Origin of the sequence: Prevotella aff. ruminicola Tc2-24, from assembly GCF_900110895.1 — a bacterium.
GTDB lineage: Bacteria > Bacteroidota > Bacteroidia > Bacteroidales > Bacteroidaceae > Prevotella.
The window spans coordinates 761,307-780,153 of sequence record NZ_FOIQ01000001.1; the positions used below are offsets into that span (position 1 = coordinate 761,307).

The 18,847-nt window shown below is 45.6% G+C and carries 17 protein-coding genes; 8 read left to right on the plus strand and 9 right to left on the minus strand.

Features of this window, described 5'->3' with window-relative positions; translation table 11 throughout:
* Positions 1-6: 6 nt before the first annotated feature.
* From BMY63_RS03285 to BMY63_RS03305, 5 genes are all read right to left on the minus strand, one after another.
* A complete protein-coding gene (locus tag BMY63_RS03285; RefSeq protein WP_091899731.1) occupies positions 7-768 on the minus strand; it encodes a glycosyltransferase family 32 protein in 762 nt (253 codons plus the stop codon).
* A gap of 95 nt (positions 769-863) precedes the next feature.
* Positions 864-1,988 (minus strand): glycosyltransferase, encoded by a 1,125-nt coding sequence (locus tag BMY63_RS03290; protein ID WP_091899732.1) that lies wholly within the window; start codon positions 1,986-1,988, stop codon positions 864-866.
* Positions 1,985-2,839: a glycosyltransferase family 2 protein gene (locus BMY63_RS03295; protein ID WP_091899733.1), complete on the minus strand. Its 855-nt coding sequence runs from the start codon at positions 2,837-2,839 to the stop codon at positions 1,985-1,987. Before BMY63_RS03295 ends, BMY63_RS03290 begins: the two co-directional genes overlap by 4 nt.
* A gap of 10 nt (positions 2,840-2,849) precedes the next feature.
* Positions 2,850-3,875, minus strand: coding sequence for a glycosyltransferase family 2 protein (locus BMY63_RS03300; RefSeq protein WP_091899734.1), 1,026 nt, complete (start codon positions 3,873-3,875; stop codon positions 2,850-2,852).
* A 3-nt stretch (positions 3,876-3,878) separates the two neighbouring features.
* Positions 3,879-5,030 (minus strand): glycosyltransferase family 4 protein, encoded by a 1,152-nt coding sequence (locus BMY63_RS03305; RefSeq protein WP_091899735.1) that lies wholly within the window; start codon positions 5,028-5,030, stop codon positions 3,879-3,881.
* A gap of 135 nt (positions 5,031-5,165) precedes the next feature.
* Here BMY63_RS03305 and BMY63_RS03310 point away from each other — a divergent pair, with 135 nt between their 5' ends.
* From BMY63_RS03310 to BMY63_RS03330, 5 genes are read left to right on the plus strand one after another with little or no spacing between them, the layout of a single operon-like run.
* Positions 5,166-6,203, plus strand: a complete 1,038-nt coding sequence (locus BMY63_RS03310) for a glycosyltransferase family 2 protein (RefSeq protein ID WP_091914670.1) — start codon at positions 5,166-5,168, stop codon at positions 6,201-6,203.
* A complete protein-coding gene (locus BMY63_RS03315) occupies positions 6,200-7,315 on the plus strand; it encodes a glycosyltransferase family protein (RefSeq protein ID WP_091914672.1) in 1,116 nt (371 codons plus the stop codon). Before BMY63_RS03310 ends, BMY63_RS03315 begins: the two co-directional genes overlap by 4 nt.
* Positions 7,312-8,496 (plus strand): glycosyltransferase, encoded by a 1,185-nt coding sequence (locus tag BMY63_RS03320; RefSeq protein ID WP_091914674.1) that lies wholly within the window; start codon positions 7,312-7,314, stop codon positions 8,494-8,496. The genes BMY63_RS03315 and BMY63_RS03320 overlap by 4 nt, the downstream gene beginning before the upstream one ends.
* 12 nt (positions 8,497-8,508) lie before the next feature.
* Complete coding sequence (locus tag BMY63_RS03325; RefSeq protein WP_091914676.1) at positions 8,509-9,099, plus strand: acyltransferase; 591 nt, start codon at positions 8,509-8,511, stop codon at positions 9,097-9,099.
* Complete coding sequence (locus BMY63_RS03330; protein ID WP_091914678.1) at positions 9,096-10,220, plus strand: glycosyltransferase family 4 protein; 1,125 nt, start codon at positions 9,096-9,098, stop codon at positions 10,218-10,220. The genes BMY63_RS03325 and BMY63_RS03330 overlap by 4 nt, the downstream gene beginning before the upstream one ends.
* Here BMY63_RS03330 and BMY63_RS03335 read toward each other — a convergent pair whose 3' ends face one another.
* The 3 genes from BMY63_RS03335 to aspS form a co-directional block, all read right to left on the minus strand.
* Positions 10,221-10,559 (minus strand): hypothetical protein, encoded by a 339-nt coding sequence (locus tag BMY63_RS03335; RefSeq protein WP_091914680.1) that lies wholly within the window; start codon positions 10,557-10,559, stop codon positions 10,221-10,223.
* 59 nt (positions 10,560-10,618) lie between these two features.
* Complete coding sequence (locus tag BMY63_RS03340) at positions 10,619-10,933, minus strand: winged helix-turn-helix domain-containing protein (RefSeq protein ID WP_091899742.1); 315 nt, start codon at positions 10,931-10,933, stop codon at positions 10,619-10,621.
* Between the two features lie 118 nt (positions 10,934-11,051).
* Positions 11,052-12,830, minus strand: coding sequence for an aspartate--tRNA ligase (gene aspS / locus BMY63_RS03345; protein ID WP_091914682.1), 1,779 nt, complete (start codon positions 12,828-12,830; stop codon positions 11,052-11,054).
* Positions 12,831-12,971: 141 nt separating this feature from the next.
* Here aspS and BMY63_RS03350 point away from each other — a divergent pair, with 141 nt between their 5' ends.
* On the plus strand, positions 12,972-13,361 hold the full coding sequence (locus tag BMY63_RS03350) for a DUF1573 domain-containing protein (protein ID WP_091914684.1): 390 nt from the start codon (positions 12,972-12,974) through the stop codon (positions 13,359-13,361).
* A 49-nt stretch (positions 13,362-13,410) separates the two neighbouring features.
* Here the strand turns inward: BMY63_RS03350 and BMY63_RS03355 are convergent, their stop codons facing one another.
* Complete coding sequence (locus tag BMY63_RS03355) at positions 13,411-14,589, minus strand: DUF3078 domain-containing protein (protein WP_091914686.1); 1,179 nt, start codon at positions 14,587-14,589, stop codon at positions 13,411-13,413.
* Positions 14,590-14,712: 123 nt separating this feature from the next.
* Here BMY63_RS03355 and yidC point away from each other — a divergent pair, with 123 nt between their 5' ends.
* On the plus strand, positions 14,713-16,602 hold the full coding sequence (gene yidC, locus BMY63_RS03360; RefSeq protein WP_091914688.1) for a membrane protein insertase YidC: 1,890 nt from the start codon (positions 14,713-14,715) through the stop codon (positions 16,600-16,602).
* A gap of 1 nt (position 16,603) precedes the next feature.
* On the plus strand, positions 16,604-18,775 hold the full coding sequence (locus BMY63_RS03365; protein WP_091914690.1) for a dipeptidyl-peptidase Dpp5: 2,172 nt from the start codon (positions 16,604-16,606) through the stop codon (positions 18,773-18,775).
* Positions 18,776-18,847: the final 72 nt, after the last annotated feature.

Consider the following 18,847-nt stretch of genomic DNA (forward strand, 5'->3'; position numbering starts at 1 on the left):
ATGAGATTATTTCTTGAACTTCCACGGCATCAAGAAAACTTCCGCCTTACGGACGAGACGCTGCCCAAACAGTTTGACAAGGAAAGCACGAGCACGATAATAGGCTTTCGCCTTTGGTGAGAACCAAGAGTTCTGATAATGATGGATGGCATAGGTATAAGGAGTTATCTCTACCTCACGAGAATCAAAGACCTTCGGTGAGAAGAATGCGTCGTTAAACTCCAACACCTCCCTCTGCATATCCAATTTGCGGATGTTCAAACTATCGCCCAATGAGAGCACACGTATTGGCTTGATCCGCTCTATCTGCCTGATCATGATATCAGGAACAGTCTGGATATTCAGGCTTCCATCTTCATTGATAAACGGACGATCTGTATAGTAGTCCAGACAAGCCTTTATCCAGTCGCATCCCTTCTCGGCGCCCATGATAGCCGCTTCTGGGGTCTGCGCTTTCTCTGCTCCCATGAAATAAGGGAGATCAAGCAAGTCGTCAAAACTCTTAAGCACCTCCACATCGGAATCCAAATAGATTCCACCCATGTGATACAAAGCAAAGAAACGGATATAGTCTGCCGCAAAAGCATACTTTTTCTTCTCAAAAGCCTGTTTCACCCAAATAGAAGAATTCAGGTCAAACCGATTCGTATCCCATAGGATAACCTCATAATCTGGGAGATGTTGCTCCCACGTTTTGAGACATCTAGCGATCTTAGCAGGATATGGGTCACCACTTAACCAACAGAGATGTATGATCTTCGGTATCATAAGGCTTTCAGTTAAAGTATCATTCCTTTTCTAATTCTACTGGCAAAGATACAAACATTTTTTTATTCAAGCAAATTTTACTAAGCCAAATACCACTATTTCCGAGACAGGTGTTCAAACAGCTCTTTCCAAAGTGGCAAAATACGATCGGCCTTATACCGTTGAGAAGACAAGATCCCCGCTTGTCCCATCCTCTGTCTCAAGCCAGAGTTCTCCATCAACAAACAAACCTTTTCAACGAATTCCTCTTCACTACGGTCATGAACCAAGAAACCATCAATACGGTCTGAGATAATATCTGCCGGACCGTACGGACAATCGAAGGCGACAACAGGCAGGCCACAACTCATGGCCTCAGGAAGGACCAAACCGAAAGGCTCAAAGCGGGAGGTCAACAAAAGGATTGAATTCTCCTTGTATCGATTAAAGATATCCGGAGTAGGATCATGAACGACAATGTTCGCTTGCATCTTTTTTATCACAGGCAACAATCTGTCCTGCTCCTCTCCATATCCTCCATACAAATGCAGTTGCCAGTAGGGACATCGTTGATGTATCTTCTTCCATATCCGCAAAAGAGTTGATATATCCTTCTGGGTAGAAAAACGTCCCACAAAGATTGCAGACATCGCTTGACAATCGCTATATGAATCCGTATTATTAAGCGTCACCATATTCGGAATCACACAAACCCGAGGATTGATCTCCCGCCAGTCTTCTGCATCACCCTCCGTCAAGGCGACCACCATCTGAGCAGCCTTGACATCACGATTGTTACAAGCCACCTTGAAACGGGTATAGAAATCTGAGCCAAGAAATTCATGGGCACGACGAGAGGTATGTGACTCATACACCAAAGGTATATCACCCTTTACCTTGACAATAGTGCTTACCAACTCTGCTCTTGTACACACAATAACATCCGGACATACTTCTTGTATTTTCTGACGCAGACGTTGCTTGTACATACGGTTTAGTCTTAACCGTTTGATAAGTCTCACCAGTCCATGATTTTGGTACTGCCGATGGAGTTGTATTCCAAGATCATAGAAACGGACCTTAGGATTTATCGGATAAGGCAATTGGTGGCTTCCTTGGTTCAAGGTTACAAGACACACCTCATAGTCCGCCAGAGTTGCCAGGAGATTTGCTTTCTCTATCAACACTCTCTCCAATCCTCCCCAGATGGCAAGAGCATCATTTACATACATGATTCTCATGGTTGCGGATTTAGTAGATTATCCTCTCTATCCTCATAATGGTCTTGTTTGGAAAAAATGCGCGTAATACCTCTACTCTGTATTCTGACATGTTGGACAAAACTCTGCCATAACGAATGAGAACCTATCGTGCCGTATCCAGTCACAGGACGGGCTTTTCGGTGATAAAGGAAGGCAATTTTTCCATACGGTTTCAATGACAACGCCAAGGATCCGTCTTCACCTCGGCGGATATCAGTTCGGATTTTGACACTTCTGGCATACTCCGTATTAAAGGCAAAAACCATCCCACGGACACATAGCTCTGGACGTTTAAAATGCTGCACATATAAGAAAGCATCCCGAACCAGTTCAAAAAGGAACAGTCCAAATGAGGAATGGTTCTCATCTGGGAAGAAACTCCAGAAAGAACTGACACAGGAAACACCTGGTTTTATCAGCTTCGACATCATCAGATCAATGTATCGAGGCGGATAGAGTGTATCCGCATCTATACAGAAATGAAACTTTCCACGGGCATGCGTCAACCCGCATTGTCGAGCGAAGCCTGGACTCTGTCGGGTCTCGTTGAAATAAGGCAGTCCTACACGCTGATAGACTTCCTCTGTCCGGTCTCCAGAATTATTATTTACACCAAGAATCTCTATTGGATATTGGGATGTCATTTCACTCAAAGACCACAGACAGGCGGCTAGTCGTCTCTCTTCGTTATAGGCAATGACCACTATCGATACGAGAGGATTTTCGCTCTGCTTCTGGGCTAGACGAGTCTTGATATCGTCAAGCACATCGTCAGGCATTTTGTCAAAAGACTTCCCGTAAATTGAAAGATATTTATCATACCACGCCATACAAAAAAAATTAAGATTGTCTCTTACATTGATTTATACACCATACAGTAGCCACACATAGAGAGGGCGGAAGTTTACCCAACACATATAATAGCAGATTACGCATGCGCATCTGACGAAAAGAACATATCTGGCGAAAAGAAGCCGGATGTGAAAGCATATCCCTCACCTCACGATTTGAGACCGAAGGACTTATATGTCTTCGATACCTGATAATGTGACAAGCCATATACAAGTCCGTCATCACGACATAATAGCACCGACGGGGATAATACTCTTTATCACATAAGCGTAGGGAGGATCTCTTCAGATAGTCAATCGTCTCCATATTCTGTATAATCTCTCGTTTCTCTATCATCTCTCTCTTCTGATAATGCGAAAGAGAACCTTCTCGACAACGATAGCAGTAGGTAACATTAGGTAGCAAGACTGCACGGGAGACTTCTGTTATCAAATCAAGAACAAATGCCATATCCTCCCAATAATTCGTTTCGATAAAGCGAAGTCGTTTCTCACACAACAACGCCAATTTCACCACGAAGTTGCACGCAGAAGCCTGGATTCCCCCATACCGGCGATAGGCATAATCGGCCAACTGATCTTTCTCAAGCAACAGAAGTGAAGGATACAAATATAAAGACTTATGGCCTGACAGTTCTATCTTTTCATATGAACCGAAAACAACCTCTGCATCATATTTCCGGACCTGACTCATCAAAAGTGAAATGCAATTCTCGTCGATAGTATCATCGGCATCCATGAAATACAGGAAAATACCTTGGGCCTTCTCAATAATCCTGTTCCTTGAGACTGCCACCCCCCTGTTCGTTTTATGTGACAGGATATGTATATCATCCCCCCGGGAATGTTCTCGTTGGAACTTACGAACGACATCCATCGAACGATCCGTACAACCATCATCTACGACCAAGAACTCTATCGAGGCATACGACTGATTCAAGGCAGACAACAAAGACTGAGTCAAATATGCCTCTGCCTGATAGACTGGGATTCCTATGGTCACGTCGTAATTCATTTTCTATTTCAACTGAGAGAATAATAAAGTCCACTGAGATGCGATTTTATCCGCATCATACTTCCTGGAGCTCAAACGAGCATTCTCCGAAAAACGACGTCTCAGTTCTTCATCCCCCATCAGAGCCATCAGTTTCTTCGACAATGCATGAATATCATTGGCTGGCACAAGGAAACCATCATGACCATCAGAAATAATTTCATCAGGTCCTGTGTGACAATCAAAGGAAACGACAGGAAGCCCACAAGACATCGCCTCAATCAAGACTAGACCGAAACCCTCGAAGCGAGAACTCAAAATAAAGACAGAACTATTCATATACTCCTGACACACATCAGAAACAGCACCATTCAACAGACAGCGCTGGGGATCAACTCCTAAATCAGAAATCAGTTGTCGGCACGACGACTGATCTCCCATGCCATAAATAGACAATTGCCAATCCGGGAACCGTTTCTCAACTTCCGCCCAGGCACGAATCAGCATATCGTAGCCTTTCTGATAGGCATAGCGTCCGATGGTTATCACCCTCTTTGTATGCACATCTGCTGAAGTTTTAGACTGAATGGGCAAAGGATCAGGAATAACTACAACATTTGACAATTCCGGCCATGCGTCCTTATTTTTCTCTGTCAGAACGACAAGTCTGTCCAATTTTTTCAGCTTTTCAACCAAACTACCCATCCATATTCTGGCAAAGACTTTCTTAAGAAGATTCGTATCATTTGCCTCAAAGTTACGATAATTCGATCTGTTGACGTGCAGTTCTCCAATCTTTTTACTGCCATCATGGATACCTGTTATGAAATTAATCTCACGACGAAGCATGCTAATCGTAAAATCAGGTCTGATACGCATCAGTTCTGCCCTCAACATGCGTCGGAACTTCCACTGTTTATGGAGATACAGAATAACCTTTTTGAAAAACGAAGCCGTCCACAGTTCTTCAAAACCCAGTTCCAGATTAACGACCTTTACTTGATCAGATAGAGGAAAGAATGACGAACGTCCCTTCCCTTCCGTCACAATTATCGTCACATCGTGTCCGAGATGCTCCGCGAAGTAGCTTGCCTTGAATGAAACAATTCGCTCTACCCCTCCAGCAGAATACAAGGCAGGTGTACAATATACGATCTTATATTTGGGATTTTTCATCCTCCATCAGATTATGAATACATCGCAAATGTACTAATTATTATCGGAAAAACAAAAAAATCAGGCAGATTATTTGGGGGATATCAAAAAAATGGCTACCTTAGCACAATAAAATCAAAACGGCTACTGTCTAAAATGGGAACAACTTACGATGTAACAGTCGGAATACCCGTCTACAATGTTGAGCATTACATCCAGAAATGCTTGCTATCGATATTGAATCAGACATTTGACGGCAATCTGGAAATTCTGGTTGTCAACGACTGCTGCACAGACAAAACGATGGAGATCATCAGAGAACTACAAGAGACCCATCCCAAAGGACAGCAGATCTTTTGTCACACCCAATCAAAGAATCTGGGTATTGGCATGTCCAGAAACCTGATTATCAAGAAAGCACAAGGCAAGTATTTGCTATTTGTGGATTCCGACGATTATATCACCCCAGACTGTATACAGAAGCTATATGCAGAAGCAGAAAAAAATCAGGCAGAGGTCGTTTATGGTTCAGTCAAGACGATAAACACTAACGTTGAACTCAGCTACCTCTCACAGCCATATAAGGTTTTCAACAAACCCGACGAACTGGCCTCCTATGCATTCCAGAATCTCCATGAGAACCTGCGGAATTATATCTGGAACACGTTATTTCTTGTCAGTTTCTTAAAAGAACAACAGCTTGAATTTCCTCAAAGTCGTTTCCATGAAGACGTGATTTTCAGTACTGACATGGTGCCGTTAGTAACTAAAGCCATATTACTCCCTGATGTCACCTACTATTACGTAATCCGAAATAACTCCCTATCGAACCTTCAAGGAAGAAATACCATCAATCTGCAAGAGATTATGGAGTTCATAGATATCTACACTTACGTCAAGAACAAAAACCAATCCTTGAAGGGGAAACCCTACTATGAAGCCAGATGCGCCAGGAGTATGACGCAGATGCTATATATCGTTTCCGGACTTATCAAAAACAGGAAGATCATCACCCCTGCTCTGACAAACAAAACGATCAAAGACGCGATGAAACATCCTGCCTCTCTATTAGAGATTATGACCTTCAAGAGATATAAGATGGCCAATCTCGCATTCTACGTACTAGGAGTCCTGCCAGGATGGCTTACCGTCTTCATCATCACTGTCATTGCCAAATACAAACACCTGCTATGAAAAAAGTCCTGTTTCTCATATTCCACGGATTTGACCCCAATAATGGAATCAGTAAAAAGGTTTCGTACCAGGTCGATGCACTTAGGACATGCGGCATGGAAGTACATCTCTGCTATATGGACGAGTCATCTTCTAAGAAAAGAATAGTGGACAATACGGTCATTGCAGACTATGGCAATAGTACAATCAGCAAGATCCTTAAAAGAACGGAGTTCGCGTCAATTGTAAAATATGCTATCAACTCACATATCGACTTTGTCTACATTCGTTCGAATCATAATGCGAATCCATTCACCATCAAAATGGTGAAGCGTATGAAGCAGGCTGGCATGAAGGTTGTCTTGGAGATTCCGACATATCCTTATGACACAGAGTACCATGCACAAGGAATGGACAATCTGATCTTCCTTGACAAGGTTTTCCGTCATTCACTGGCCAGGCATTTGGATGCCATCATCACATTCTCTGACGATGAGAGGATCTTTGGACAGCGGACGATCAGAATCTCCAATGGCATTGACTTCCGCAATGTAAAGGTTAAGACAGCAGAAAACGACACAAATAAATCATTGAATCTGATAGGTGTTGCTGAGATCCACGGATGGCATGGTTTCGATAGGGTCGTAAAAGGACTTGCCGTTTATTACGCACAACAGCCTGCTTATATCGTCCGCTTCCATGTGGTTGGATACTTCTACTCTGCTGAGGGAGAAAAGGAATTCAGGAAGACAGTCTCCGACTTACAGATGGATGAATATGTGATTCTGCACGGAAAGAAACATGGAGAGGAACTTGACCGTATTTTTGACTCATGCGACTTCGGCATCGGTAGTCTTGGACGACATCGTGTTGGAATCCAGAGCATCAAAACACTTAAGAATCGGGAATATGCAGCCAGAGGAATCCCGTTTGTTTATTCCGAAACAGATCAAGACTTTGACTGCAAGCCGTTCGTTATGAAAGCGCCTGCCGACGAGTCTGCTATTGACATCAATGAACTTGTTCGATTCTATCATCAGTTAAGAATGTCGCCTCAGGCCATTCGCGATTCTATCCAAGATCTATCGTGGGAGAATCAGATGAGACACGTAATTAAGGAGATATTTGGATGAGAAAGAGAATCTGTTTTCTTGTCGACAGCATATTCAGCATCGGAGGTGTTCAACGTGTTACTGCTGTGATTGCCAAGGAATTGGCAAAAACCTACGATGTGACTATCGTCACGTTCGACAAGCCAGAAGCCAAAGACCTGTCGCTCTATGAATTGAATGATACTGACATTCACTTTCGTTTCTTCACATATCCGACTGTCAAACGATACAAGAATATAATTTGCAAAGCATATAGCGGACTTTACATGAAACTCCGTCCCAGTTCCAAATGGGCATCCAATCTTTATGCCAGAAGTTCTTTCCCTTATGAACTCCGCCAAGCACTGACAGAAGAGTTAAGACAAGGCAACTATCAAGTTATTATCGGTGTCCATGCGCCTTTAGCAGGAAGATTGGCAACCATCAAGAAGGAACTGCCAGGAGTTAAGACTATCGGTTGGATTCACAACTCTTTCGAGGCTCTATTCGGTGATACATTTATCTACATCGGAGCAAAGCGGAAACGCCACTATGTATACCAGTTCAGAGAGTTGGACGATGTCATCCTACTTTGCCATCATGATGCCGACTCGTATCAGCGATATGATAGAAGATTCCGGCCAACCGTCATCTATAATCCCTTAACATTGATACCTGACAAGCGTTCTGTAGGAAACTCTAAGACCTTCCTGTCTGTTGGCCGCTTCTCACGACGACATAAAGGATACGACCTACTGATCAAAGCTTTTCACCTGTTTGCCCAAAAGAATACAGAGTGGCATCTAGATCTGGTTGGCGAGGGTGTTGAAGAGGAAATGTACAGAGAGCTAATCCAAGAACTTCACTTAGAAGATAGAGTCACCATCCATCCTTTCACGAACCGCATACAAGATTATTATAGCCAGGCTCAAATCTATGTGCTCAGTTCCAGATGGGAAGGCTTCGGACTTGTTCTCGTTGAAGCCATGGCGCACGGACTACCAGTCGTGTCCTCAGACCTGCCAACAAGTCTGGAAATCATGGGTGATTTCGGTCTCTATTTTAAAAATGGAGATATTGATTCTTTGGCACAGCAACTAGAAGAAGCCACACATATTGACTGGCCATCAAAATCAGAAGAGGCCATCAAGATTGCCCAGCAATTTAACATCGACCAGATTATTGGACAGTGGAAAAAACTCATCGAAAATATCAACAACTAATAACATATGCCTATGGACAACGAGCGAATCAGAGAGAGATTGAAAGCTAGTCCGAAACTCAAGAAGCTAATGACCTGGTTCATCATGAATCAGGTTGAAACCCGTCCGCGATGGTATATCAGACTGCTCGCGCCCTTATATCAGCACCGAGGCAGACATTCCGTGATCCATGGATCTGTCAGGATGGACACCCCTCCTTATAGGAAGTTCCACCTGGGAGACTATTCTGTCGTCGAGTCGTTCGCATGCATTAACAATGCCGTGGGTGACGTGAGTATCGGCGATCACACTCGTATCGGTCTGCATAATACAATCATTGGTCCCGTCGTCATTGGCAGTCACGTTAACCTGGCCCAAGGGATTACCATCACAGCCCTCAACCACATTTTTTCAGATCCGCAGAAAAGAATCGATGAACAAGGAGTCAGCACTGATCAGGTCATAATAGAAGACGACACGTGGATTGGTGCCAATGCTGTTATTCTACCGGGAGTGACAATCGGCAGGCACTCTGTCATTGCAGCAGGTGCTGTAGTAACGAAGGATATTCCACCACATTCACTTGCAGCTGGTATCCCTGCAAAAATTATCAAACAGATATGAGAATAGGTATAGAAGCGCAACGTATCTTCAGGAAGAACAAGCACGGAATGGATTATGTGGTTCTGCAAGAAATCAAGGAACTACAGAAGATGGACACCCAGAATGACTATTTCGTGTTTGTCGCGCCTGGCGAAGATAGATGCTTGGAAGAATCGAAGCATGTTCATATCATTGAGATTGGTGGCAGCTTCTATCCTTTATGGGAACAGTTCACATTACCAAGAGCAGCAAAGGAGTGGAATATTGATATTTTACACTGCACAAGCAACACAGCTCCAATCTGGTGTCGTATACCCCTAATACTCACGCTCCATGATATCATTTTCATGGAGCCTCGTGACAAGTCGAACAAGTCCTTCTACCAGAATATGGGATGGCTTTACAGACGATTGGTCGTACCTCGGATCCTCAAAAAATGCAGACGTATTATCACCGTATCAAACTACGAGAAGAACAATATCGAATCAAGACTGGGTATCCCCCAGGAAAAGATGGTGATGATATATAACGGTTATAATGATTGGTTCAAACCTATTCAGGACCTCAATCAGGTATACAAGAAGTATATTGACGTTCAAGGTTATTTCTTTTTCCTTGGCAATACAGACCCTAAGAAGAACACCGAAAGGACACTAATCGCTTATTCCAAATATCTGGAGAGATCGAATGTTAAACGCAAGCTCTTGATGGCCGACCTTGATAACGAGTACTTAAAAGCAATTATTGAGAAAAACCATATCGAGAATATCTGGCGAAGAGTAGTCATTCCAGGCTACATTGTCAACAAAGACCTGCCATATATATACAATAATGCTTTTGCATTCCTCTACACCTCTCTCAGAGAAAGCTTCGGGATCCCACTTCTGGAAGCGATGGCTTGCGGTACTCCCGTCATTACATCCAACACTTCATCCATGCCAGAAATTGGAGGACCTGACGCCATTCTCGTCAATCCAGAAGATCCCGATGAGATTGCGAATAAGATGATACAGTTAGAAGAGGATGACCTTTTTTACAGAAAGCAGGAAGATATAGGTATCAGACGTGCGGAACAGTTCTCTTGGCGACAAACGGCAGAGATGCTTTTAAGTGTCTACGAAAAAGTATATAAGCAGTTATAATCAGAGGAACAGATCCAGAGAGAGGTCTTTCGGAGACTTCTCTTCTTTTTCCTCTGAGCCTAAATCCCGTTTAAAATCAATCATCAACTGTCGAGCATCCTGATTATTCTGGATGTTCAAGCGGTAATATCCACGACGGTCCATGCTCTCAATCAGAGATAAAGAAGATTTTGAATTCTTGAGAAGATACTGTTGGACATAAGAATGGATATTCTCCAAATCCGGGGTATAGAACAAGGAAGAGTTCAGGTTATAAACATGCTTGGCCAACAGCTGTACGCTAATGCCCTTGTCACCAACATCGGTAAGGATTTGAAGTATCTGTCTGTCGTATGTCATGTGATTAAAAAAGGTCGGTAACACGAACTTACCGACCTTTTCTATAGTACGTTAACGGATTAAGCTAATGTAACTTTCTCCCCGGCGTTAACGAGCTTGCCTTCTTTAAAGAGCCAACCCAGACCGAGAAGAGTCTCCTCCTCTGAAATCTTTGCAGCCTTTGCGATCTCCTTCACGGTGAGCGCCTTTCCTGCTGCTGCCAGTGCCTGATAAACATCTCCTGCCTTGAAACCGATGTTCTCCGCATTCACTGCGAGAACAGACTTTTTGGCTGCTGCCTTAGGAGCAGCTGCTTTCTTTACAGTTGTGGTTTTCTTAGCTGCGGCTGCCTTTGTCTCAGTAGCCTTCTTAGCTGTTGCTTTCTTTTCTGCCATAGTTAAAAAAATTAATTCGTATTGAAGTGAATACTCCTCATAAATTTTTCGTGTGCAAAAATACCACTATTATTTCAGACAAGTTATTGATATTTAGGCTTTTTTAGCAAAACGCAACCTATTCTTGATGTATGTCAACCGACGATTGCAGATCCAATTTCAGTTGTAATTCTTCTAGTTGTTTGGGGTCCAATTCGCCTGGAGCATCTAACATCACATCACGTCCACTGTTGTTCTTCGGGAAGGCGATACAGTCACGAATACTATCGAGACCAGCCATCAATGAGACAAAACGGTCAAGGCCGAAAGCGAGACCTGCGTGAGGAGGTGCGCCATACTTGAAGGCATTGATAAGGAAACCGAACTGAGCCATCGCGCGTTCTGGTGTGAAACCAAGGATCTGGAACATCTTCTCCTGCAACTTTCCATCATGAATACGAAGTGATCCTCCGCCGACCTCCACGCCATTGCAGACGAAATCGTAGGCAACAGCACGTACTTTTTCCGGAGCCGTATCAAGCAGAGGTATATCATCGGGGTTCGGCATCGTAAACGGATGATGCGTAGCCATCAGACGCTGCTCCTCATCGCTCCACTCAAAGAGCGGGAAATCTACAATCCACAGACAGACGAACTGATTCTTGTCACGAAGTCCAAGACGGTCACCCATCTCCAAACGCAGCGTGCAGAGCTGCACTCGGGTCTTATTGGCATTATCACCACTAAGAATCAATACCAGGTCACCGTCCTTGGCACCCATCACCTCCTTCAATCTTGCCCATACTTCCGGCTCATAGAATTTTTCTACGCTTGACTTGACAGAGCCATCCTCATTGAACTTCACATATACGAGTCCCTTGGCGCCGACCTGCGGACGCTTCACAAAGTCAGTAAGCTGATCCAACTGTTTGCGGGTATAGTTCGCACAACCAGGCACACAGATACCACCGATATAATTAGCATCGTTGAATACTGGGAATGATCCCGTTCCTTTGAGAACATCCATCAGCTCGACAAACTCCATACCAAAGCGGAGGTCTGGTTTGTCGGAGCCGAAACGGCGCATCGCCTCATGCCATGTCATACGCTGCAAAGGCGGCAGTTCGACACCACGAACCTCCTTAAACAGGTGACGAGCCATATCCTCGAACAACTGGAGCACGTCCTCCTGTTCCACGAAAGACATCTCACAGTCGATCTGTGTAAACTCAGGCTGACGGTCTGCACGCAAATCTTCATCACGGAAGCATTTGGCAATCTGGAAGTACCTATCAAAACCACTCACCATCAGCAACTGCTTTAATGTCTGCGGTGATTGTGGCAAAGCATAGAACTGCCCAGGATTCATACGAGAAGGCACTACGAAATCACGTGCACCTTCTGGTGTAGAACCAATCAGAATCGGAGTCTCAACCTCAATGAAATCCTTTGAATCCAAGAAGTTACGAATCAGGATTGTCATACGATGACGCAACTCGAGATTCTTTCTGACAGCAGCACGACGAAGATCGAGATAACGATACTTCATCCGGATATCGTCTCCGCCATCGGTATTATCTTCAATCGTAAAGGGGGGTGTGAGACTCTCACTCAAAATATTCAGTTCTTTCACTAGAATCTCCACATCGCCCGTCGGCATCTTTGGGTTCTTGCTCTGGCGCTCACTGACCTCTCCCTTTACTTGAATACAGAACTCACGGCCAAGTTTGTTCGCGCGCTCACAAAGCTCTGCATCTACGGCCTCGTTGAAAACCAACTGCGTAATACCATAGCGGTCACGAAGGTCGACGAATGTCATACCTCCCATCTTACGACTACGCTGTACCCAGCCTGCGAGTGTCACAACACAACCAGCATCAGAAAGCCTAAGCTCTCCACACGTCTTGCTTCTATACATATTTAATCTCTTTTTATTCTTTTGAGGTGCAAAATTACATAAAAAAATGATAAGTAGCAAATATAATTCTTAATTCTTATTCCTTATTTCTTAATTTTTTATTATCTTTGCCACCGAATTAAACAAAAAAAACATACAGAGATGAAGAAACTAATTGTATTGACAATGATGCTCTTATGCGGAATGACTACCGCATTTGCTCAGAAACCTGCAGAGATCAAATTCGATAAGTTAACCCATGATTTCGGGACTTTCTCTGAGAAAAATCCTATCGTGACCTATACCTTCATCTATACAAACGTTGGCGAGCAGCCCCTAGTCATCAATCAAGCTGTTGCCAGTTGTGGATGTACGGTCCCCGAATACACGAAGACTCCCGTCAAACCAGGAGAACAAGGAAAACTCAAAGTGACATACAACGGCACGGGTAAATTCCCAGGTCATTTTAAGAAATCCATCACGGTAAGAACCAACGGAGCCGTTGAGATGACAAGACTCTACATTGAAGGCGATATGACAGAAGCCAAATAAATTAAAACAGCCCACCAGTTGGTGGGCTGTTTGCTTATCTGCTTTAGATTTAGAACGCATAGGTGAAACCTAGCGAACTGTATTCCTTAAACTGCCAATAGCCTAAGTCGCTGTCATACACTCCTGCATCGTCAAAGCGCGGGAAGAGGAACAGATTGGCTGTGATATACTTCGAGACGCGCAACTCAAAGGTATTCTCCCACTCGATCTCTGCTCGCTTGTAAGAAGTGAAGGCATAGAGTCTTGACTTCCATGTGACATTCTCATTCATCTTCCATACCAAGTCGGCCGTCAACTGAGAACCGAAATCAAGCAAGGTATGCTTACCAACCTTCAGGCCATAACTAGGTCCAAGGGGGAGACGTCCCACATAACGATAGTTAACAGCAAGCGGAGAGAGGTTGATCGTTCCCGTCAGTCGTTTGTTCTTGCTCTCAACTTTGTAGTCCATACCAAGACCCAGGTTCAGGTTGAATGGTGACATGAAATCCGAGTAGGTAAAGGGATCGTTAGATTTCAATCCCCTGGTGAACTGCGTGTATGCCAATAGCTGGAGCGTATAGTACCAGTTCTTTGCGGCCTCAAGTCCCAATTTACTTGTAAAACGGAGCAGGTCCTCATTAGCCTTAAACTTGTGAAGCGAGTCTGTTCGAGAACGGAGGAAGCCAAGCTTCATTTCCAGTTTGTTATCCCACTTCCATTTATTCTTATTATCGTAATTTGCCTCCAGCGTCAGGGCACCAACCATAGAGTAATTACTTTCACCGCCCTTATACCAGTTGCCAGATACATAGTTCTGCATGAACTGAAGGAAACCGTCGCCCTTCCTGGTCCAGAATTTAGGTTTCTGAACCATCAATGTGTCAATAATCTCTTCTGGCGCATCAATGACAGGAGCCTCGACCTTCTCCACGAACTCGACCTGATTCTCTATCGGTGTATACACATCTTCACGGATATTACCAGTCTCCTGTAGTTCCGTTTCAGTGGTACTTACCAGATCCGGACGATTCAGATAGATGTTCAGCAGGGCAGCGTCAACCTCATCAATGACAGCATCCTTACCTGCCGACTCTGAGTTCAAAGCCAACGTCTTGTCGGCTACATTGTGATAAAACGTCAACGGTGCGAACAGACGGTAATAACGTCCGTCCAGAGTGTCGTTTGGCTGCGCGGCGTCTGCGCTGAGCACAGAGACTGCCGCAAAGAATAATATTAGTTTTCGCATAACTATTTGCAAAGTTACATTTTTTTCTTTATCGATTGCATACTTTTCGCATTTTTTTCGTAATTTTGCACCTTGATTTATTGTGTAAATATATAAATTAAGCAAAACATAAACGAATAAACAATGAATAAAGACACCATTATCGGGTTCGTGCTCATCGCTTTGGTATTAATCGGGTTCAGCTGGTACAACCAGCCCTCGGCCGAGGAGATCGAGGCCGCACGAAAACAAGACAGTATTGCAGCAGCCATCAAGGATAACGCAGTCAAGCAGCAGAAGGCCAGCGAGGCCGAGCGCAAAGCGCAGGCTGAGGCTGAAATCACGGACGATTCCACGGCCATCTTCTTCTCTGCCCTTAAAGGTACCAACCAGCCTGTCATCCTCAAGAACGACAAGGTTGAGCTGACTTTCAGCACCAAGGGCGGCACCATCTCGAAGGCTGTCATCAAAGGCTTCGAAGACCGTGACAATAAAATGGATGTAACCCTCTTCGACGAGAAGACCCAGCAGATGAATTTCATGTTGGCTGGCAAGTCGGAGAACATCATCACGCAGGATCTGTATTTCACACCCTCAAACATTTCCGACTCAACGGTGACGATGACGGCACAGACAGGCAACGGTGGTAGTCTTGTGCTCGACTATACGCTTGGCAAAGACTATCTGCTGCATTTCTCCCTACAGGTTAAGGGACTGAACGGCATCTTTGCACCTAATTACAAAGAGATGGATATTGAGTGGACTGACCTCGCACGTCAACAGGAAAAAGGTTTCACGTTCGAGAACCGCTACTCTACCCTCACCTATAAAGAATGTAAGGGAGGAACCGACTACCTGAGCGAGACGTCGGAGAAGATCGACGAGAAGATCGAGAAGTCGCTCGATTGGGTAGCCTTCAAGAATCAGTTCTTCTCTGCCGCCCTGATTGCAAAAGACGACTTCGCAGCCAACTCACTGATGACAAGTATTCCCCAGGAAAAGGGATCAGGTTATCTGAAGCAGTTCTGCGCTAAAATGAAGACCGCCTTCGACCCCTCTGGCGTACGTCCGTCTGAGTTTGAGATGTATCTTGGTCCTAACGACTTCCGTCTGATCAAGGATGTAGAGGAACAGAGTGCCTTCGGCAAAGACCTCGATCTGGAACAACTTGTCTATCTCGGATGGCCACTCTTCCGCTATATCAACCGTTTCTTCACGATCTATGTGTTTGACTGGCTGACCTCATGGGGCTTCTCGATGGGTATCGTACTTATCCTGATTACCCTGCTGTTGAAGGCCATCACCTTCCCCATGGTCAAGAAGAGCTATATGTCATCCGCCAAGATGCGTGTGCTGAAGCCGAAACTCGACGAGGCAACCAAGCAGTACGACAAGCCCGAAGACCAGATGAAGAAGCAACAGGCCATGATGCAGATGTACTCTCAGTATGGTGTTTCGCCCCTGAGTGGCTGTCTGCCCATGCTCATCCAGATGCCCATCTGGATTGCGATGTTCAACTTCGTACCAAACGCCATCCAGCTACGACGTCAGTCTTTCCTTTGGATTGATGATCTCTCGACCTACGATCCTATCGTGGAATGGAGCACCCATATCTGGGGTATTGGCGACCATCTGTCGTTGACCTGTATTCTCTTCTGTGTGGCCAACGTGCTCTACAGCTACATGACCATGCGCCAGCAAAGAGACCAGATGGTGGGTCAGCAAGCCGAGCAGATGAAGATGATGCAGTGGATGATGTACCTCATGCCCCTCTTCATGTTCTACCTGCTTAACGACTACTCTTCTGGTCTGAACTTCTACTACTTCATCTCGCTGTTCCTCTCGGCAGCCATCATGTGGGTGCTCCGCAAGACGACCAACGACGAGAAGTTACTTGCCATTCTGGAAGCCAACTATCAGAAGAACAAGAATAATCCGACAAAGAAAACCAGCGGACTCGCTGCTCGCCTCGAAGCCATGCAGAAGCAGGCCGAAGAGATGCAGCGCCAACGCATGAACCAACAGAAAAAATAACATGAAAAAGATATCAACCCTCGTAGTTCTGTTCGCATTACTCACACTACACCCTCTCACCTCAAAAGCAAAAGACGACGTGAAGATCGGAAAACAGAATATCAAGTTGTCAACTGACCTGATGACCCCCGAGGCCCTATGGGCGATGGGGCGCATCGGTAGTGCAGAGGCAAGTACCGACGGTAAGCAGATTGTATACCAGATCGGTTACTACAGCGTCAAGGCCAACAAGAGCCAACAAAAGATTGCAGTTATCAATGCCGATGGTACAGGTAACACCACGCTGACCACGGGCTCTAAGAGCGAGACCGATCCCACATGGTATCAGGGCAAGATTGCCTTCTTGTGCGATGGCCAGCTCTGGGTGATGAATGCCGACGGCTCTGAACGCAAGCAGATATCCAACACATCCAAGGACATCGAAGGTTTCAAGTTCTCACCCGATGGCAGTAAGGTCATCCTGCTCCACTCGATCGACTTCAACGAGATCATCAAGAAGAACCCGGATGATCTGCCCAAGGCGTCGGGCCGACTGGTGACCGATCTGATGTACCGTCACTGGGACCACTATGTGGAAAGTATTCTACACCCCTTTGTGGCTGACGTGACTGCCGATGGCATCAAAGACGGTATAGACATCCTTGAGGGCGAGCCCTACGAGTGCCCGATGGAGCCTTTCGGAGGGATTGAGCAACTGGCATGGAGCAACGACTCGAAATCCATCGCCTATACCTGCCGCAAAAAGACAGGCATCAACTACGCCATCTCCACCGACTCCGACATCTACCTATATAATATAGGTACAGGAGAGACAAAGAACCTCTGCAAGCCGGAGGGATATGTAGAGCCGGAGATCGACCCTACCAAGACGATGAAATACCAGAAGGTCAATGCGGAGGAGAACCTGAAGAACAATGTAGGCTACGATACCAACCCCCAGTTCTCGCCCGACGGCAAGTATATCGCGTGGCTGTCGATGGAGCGCAACGGCTATGAGGCCGACCGTAACCGTCTGTGCTGCTATAACCTCGCTACAGGTGAAAAGCGCTATCTCACGGAATCGTTCGACTCAAACGTCGATGAGTTCGTATGGAGCGACTCTAAGGATGCGATGATCTACTTCATCGGCGTATGGCATGCCACAGAGAATCTCTATGCCGTCAACTGGAAAGGTGAAATGAAACAACTCACCAACACTTGGGCCGACTTCGGATCCATCCACCTGATGAACAATGGCCGTCAGCTGCTCATGGAGCGCCACTCTTACACAGCACCTGCCGACCTCTATGTGGTAACGCCATCCTTTAAGAAGCCAGAGAAGACCACTGTCACGCAACTCACCTTCGAGAACAAGCATATCCTCGACCAACTCGGCAAGCCCACCGTTCAACAGCGTTGGGTGAAGACTACCGATGGCAAAGACATGCTCACGTGGATTATCCTGCCACCTAACTTCGACGAGTCTAAGAAATACCCCACCTTGCTCTTCTGCGAGGGTGGTCCACAGAGTCCCGTATCACAATTCTGGAGCTATCGCTGGAACTTCATGATCATGGCTTCCCACGGCTATGTCGTCGTAGCTCCTAACCGTCGCGGACTACCTGGTTTCGGCCAGGAATGGCTGGAGCAGATCTCTGGCGACTGGACAGGTCAGTGCATGAAAGATTATCTCGCTGCCATCGATGATGCGGCTAACAACCTGCCCTATGTCGACAAAGACAAGCTGGGTGCCGTGGGTGCCTCGTTCGGAGGGTTCTCCGTCTACTATCTCGCTGGTCACCACGACAAGCGTTTCAAGGCTTTCATCGCCCATGACGGTGCCTTCAACCTGGAGTCGATGTATACCGACACAGAAGAGGTATTCTTCTCCAACTGGGAATACGACGATGCCTATTGGAACCAGGATCAGACCGCTAATGCCACACGTACCTACGAGTATTCACCCCATAAGTTTGTCGACAAATGGGACACGCCTATCCTGTGTATCCACGGCGAGAAAGACTATCGTATCGTCTACAACCAGGGAATGGGTGCATTCAATGCCGCCCGTATGCGTGGCATACCGGCAGAGTTGCTGATCTTCCCCGACGAGAACCACTGGGTGCTGAAGCCACAGAACGGTATACTCTGGCAGCGCACGTTCTTCAACTGGCTCGATCGTTGGTTAAAGTAGAGAGGGACTTTCCTCGGAGCAAAGTGGGACTTTCCTCGGAGCAAAGTGGGAGTTTCCCCGGAGCAAACCGAT

Coding starts and splice junctions, on each gene's coding strand:
- BMY63_RS03295 (WP_091899733.1), bottom strand. CDS start 2,839: ATGGCGTGGTATGATAAATATCTTTCAATTTACGGGAAGTCTTTTGAC.
- BMY63_RS03335 (WP_091914680.1), bottom strand. CDS start 10,559: ATGACATACGACAGACAGATACTTCAAATCCTTACCGATGTTGGTGAC.
- BMY63_RS03365 (WP_091914690.1), top strand. CDS start 16,604: ATGAAAAAGATATCAACCCTCGTAGTTCTGTTCGCATTACTCACACTA.
- BMY63_RS03290 (WP_091899732.1), bottom strand. CDS start 1,988: ATGAGAATCATGTATGTAAATGATGCTCTTGCCATCTGGGGAGGATTG.
- yidC (WP_091914688.1), top strand. CDS start 14,713: ATGAATAAAGACACCATTATCGGGTTCGTGCTCATCGCTTTGGTATTA.
- BMY63_RS03355 (WP_091914686.1), bottom strand. CDS start 14,589: ATGCGAAAACTAATATTATTCTTTGCGGCAGTCTCTGTGCTCAGCGCA.
- BMY63_RS03310 (WP_091914670.1), top strand. CDS start 5,166: ATGGGAACAACTTACGATGTAACAGTCGGAATACCCGTCTACAATGTT.
- BMY63_RS03285 (WP_091899731.1), bottom strand. CDS start 768: ATGATACCGAAGATCATACATCTCTGTTGGTTAAGTGGTGACCCATAT.
- BMY63_RS03350 (WP_091914684.1), top strand. CDS start 12,972: ATGAAGAAACTAATTGTATTGACAATGATGCTCTTATGCGGAATGACT.
- aspS (WP_091914682.1), bottom strand. CDS start 12,830: ATGTATAGAAGCAAGACGTGTGGAGAGCTTAGGCTTTCTGATGCTGGT.
- BMY63_RS03320 (WP_091914674.1), top strand. CDS start 7,312: ATGAGAAAGAGAATCTGTTTTCTTGTCGACAGCATATTCAGCATCGGA.
- BMY63_RS03305 (WP_091899735.1), bottom strand. CDS start 5,030: ATGAAAAATCCCAAATATAAGATCGTATATTGTACACCTGCCTTGTAT.
- BMY63_RS03330 (WP_091914678.1), top strand. CDS start 9,096: ATGAGAATAGGTATAGAAGCGCAACGTATCTTCAGGAAGAACAAGCAC.
- BMY63_RS03300 (WP_091899734.1), bottom strand. CDS start 3,875: ATGAATTACGACGTGACCATAGGAATCCCAGTCTATCAGGCAGAGGCA.
- BMY63_RS03315 (WP_091914672.1), top strand. CDS start 6,200: ATGAAAAAAGTCCTGTTTCTCATATTCCACGGATTTGACCCCAATAAT.
- BMY63_RS03325 (WP_091914676.1), top strand. CDS start 8,509: ATGGACAACGAGCGAATCAGAGAGAGATTGAAAGCTAGTCCGAAACTC.
- BMY63_RS03340 (WP_091899742.1), bottom strand. CDS start 10,933: ATGGCAGAAAAGAAAGCAACAGCTAAGAAGGCTACTGAGACAAAGGCA.